Annotated in this window: 2 protein-coding genes; one reads left to right on the top strand and one right to left on the bottom strand. The window is 66.6% G+C overall.

Annotation, left to right across the window (positions count from 1 at the left end):
• Window positions 1-284: 284 nt before the first annotated feature.
• The gene (locus I6U14_RS06075) at window positions 285-935 is read right to left on the bottom strand and encodes a CDGSH iron-sulfur domain-containing protein (protein WP_296897718.1); all 651 of its coding nucleotides are present in this window, start codon (window positions 933-935) and stop codon (window positions 285-287) included.
• Between the two features lie 350 nt (window positions 936-1,285).
• On the opposite strand from I6U14_RS06075, the gene murU reads away from it, so the two are divergent.
• Window positions 1,286-1,990: an N-acetylmuramate alpha-1-phosphate uridylyltransferase MurU gene (gene murU / locus I6U14_RS06070; RefSeq protein ID WP_296897716.1), complete on the top strand. Its 705-nt coding sequence runs from the start codon at window positions 1,286-1,288 to the stop codon at window positions 1,988-1,990.
• The last annotated feature ends 28 nt before the right edge of the window (window positions 1,991-2,018 follow it).

The following is a 2,018-nucleotide window of genomic DNA, read 5'->3' as shown; positions in this document are numbered from 1 at the left end:
CCAGTCCGTGGTGTCAAGGGAGCCTCCGAGCTGTGGCAACTTCTGGTCGCGTCTGGCGGCCCGGGCATACGGTCCAGGGAGGTACGTCCGCGAGACGTAGCAGCGCCGGGATATGCGCTGGTGGCAACCGCTCCACGGCAGCTGCAAGGTGGAGCCTGGCAATGATGCAATGCGGTATGCGGGAGTTGGGATACACACAAGACTGTCCCTGCCCCAACTGACCTGAGCTTCACCCCGACCGCCCGCATCCCGCAGATCGAAGGACGTTTACGGCGCCCTATGGCCTAAGGGTCCACAAAACCCGCGTCTTTGTGAGAGCCATCGCAGAAGGGCTTGTTCTTGGATGCCCCGCAGCGGCACAGGAAGGCCTTCTCCCCCTGCCAGGCAACGCGACCGCTGGCGGCCCGAATGCTGAGGTTGCCTTCCAGCATCAAAGGCCCGTTCGGGATGCGCTTCACCTTAAGCGGGCCGCCCTGCGCGGTGAGGCCGGGTCCCGTCTCGCCGACGGCGCCGTAGTCCTCGAAGCCCGCCTGCAGGTGGCTGTTGTCGCAGAAGGGCTTGTTGCCCGATGCACCGCAGCGGCAAAGGGCAGCCCGGAAGCGCGCGCCGGTCATATCGTCCGCGGCATCCTCGATGTCCAGCTCACCCGTGAGATACAGGGGGCCGTTATACACCACGCTTACGGTATTCTCCGCAGGTGCGTGCTCGGGCTCGCCGGCCTTGTCGGTGTAGCTGAGCGCCCCGCTCGGGCAGCGCTCGCAGACATCGCGCACCTCGGCCTTGGTGACCTCGTCCGGGACGCACCAGGGCTTGCGCCCGCCGACGAATAGGCTGTTGGCGGCGGTGCCGCACTCGCCGATGTGGATACATAGACGCTCGTCCCAGTGCACATCGATTTCACTGCCCGGAAAGTCGTGGATTGGCTTGTCACTCATGCTGCTCTCCCAAAGAGTGGCGGGTTGGCTTAGGGAAGCGCCGAACTATCGGCGTCTTGCTTTCACGAGCTGGAAGACAGCGTCTTCCAGCTTCGTCTGATTGTTGGCCGGCGCGGCCAGTCAATCGGTTGCTCGTGAGCAAAGTCGGCACTTACTAGGCCGCGGCCAGTGCCGACTCGCAGCCGAAGATGGGGGCTCATTCGACGAAGTCTGTTCCCAGGCGCGTCAGTCTGTGCTCGAGCACGGCGCGATCCGCCCGCGTCGCTGCTGTTGTCGGCGCTACTGGGCGCCGCGGTTCTGCTATGTTCCTGCGACGGAATCCATCGACCCGAGCCAAGCCCAGCCCCACGATGAAGGCCATGATCCTCGCCGCCGGACGCGGCAACCGCATGCGACCGCTGACCGACCACACGCCGAAGCCGCTGCTGACGGCAGGCGGACGCACGCTGATCGAGCACCAGATCCTGCGGCTGCGGGCGGCGGGCTTCACGGAGCTGGTCATCAACCATGCGCATCTCGGCGAGCAGATCGAGGCGTATCTTGGGGACGGCTATGCGTACGATGTATGTATCCAATACTCGCCGGAGGGCGCAGAGCTCGGCCCACAGGGGGCGCTGGAGACGGGCGGCGGCATCTTCCGGGCGCTGCCGCTGCTGACGGACGGCAACGCGCCCTTCCTGGTAACCAACGGCGATGTCTGGTGCGACTTCGACTATGCGCGGCTCACCTGTGGTCCCGCCCTCGCCGACGGCGACCTGGCGCGGCTGGTGCTCGTGGACAATCCAGACCACAACACCGACGGCGATTTCGCGCTGACCGGTGGCCGGGTGTCGCGGCAAGGATCTGCCAAGCTCACCTTTGCCGGCATCGGCGTCTATCATCCAGACCTGTTCACCGGCTGCGAGGCGGTGGCCTTTCCGCTGGCGCCGCTGCTGCACCGCGCCATGAACGCGGACCGCGTCGGCGGACTCCACCACACCGGGCGCTGGATGGATGTGGGCACGCCGTCCCGGCTCGCCGAGCTGGACCGGCTGCCCGGCGCAGCCGGCCACTGACCACCCGCGTGGGCGCCCAGGGGCCAGG

Source organism: Thiohalocapsa sp. (assembly GCF_019695415.1).
Lineage (GTDB): Bacteria > Pseudomonadota > Gammaproteobacteria > Chromatiales > Chromatiaceae > Thiohalocapsa.
This window is presented reverse-complemented; position numbering and strand designations above follow the sequence as displayed.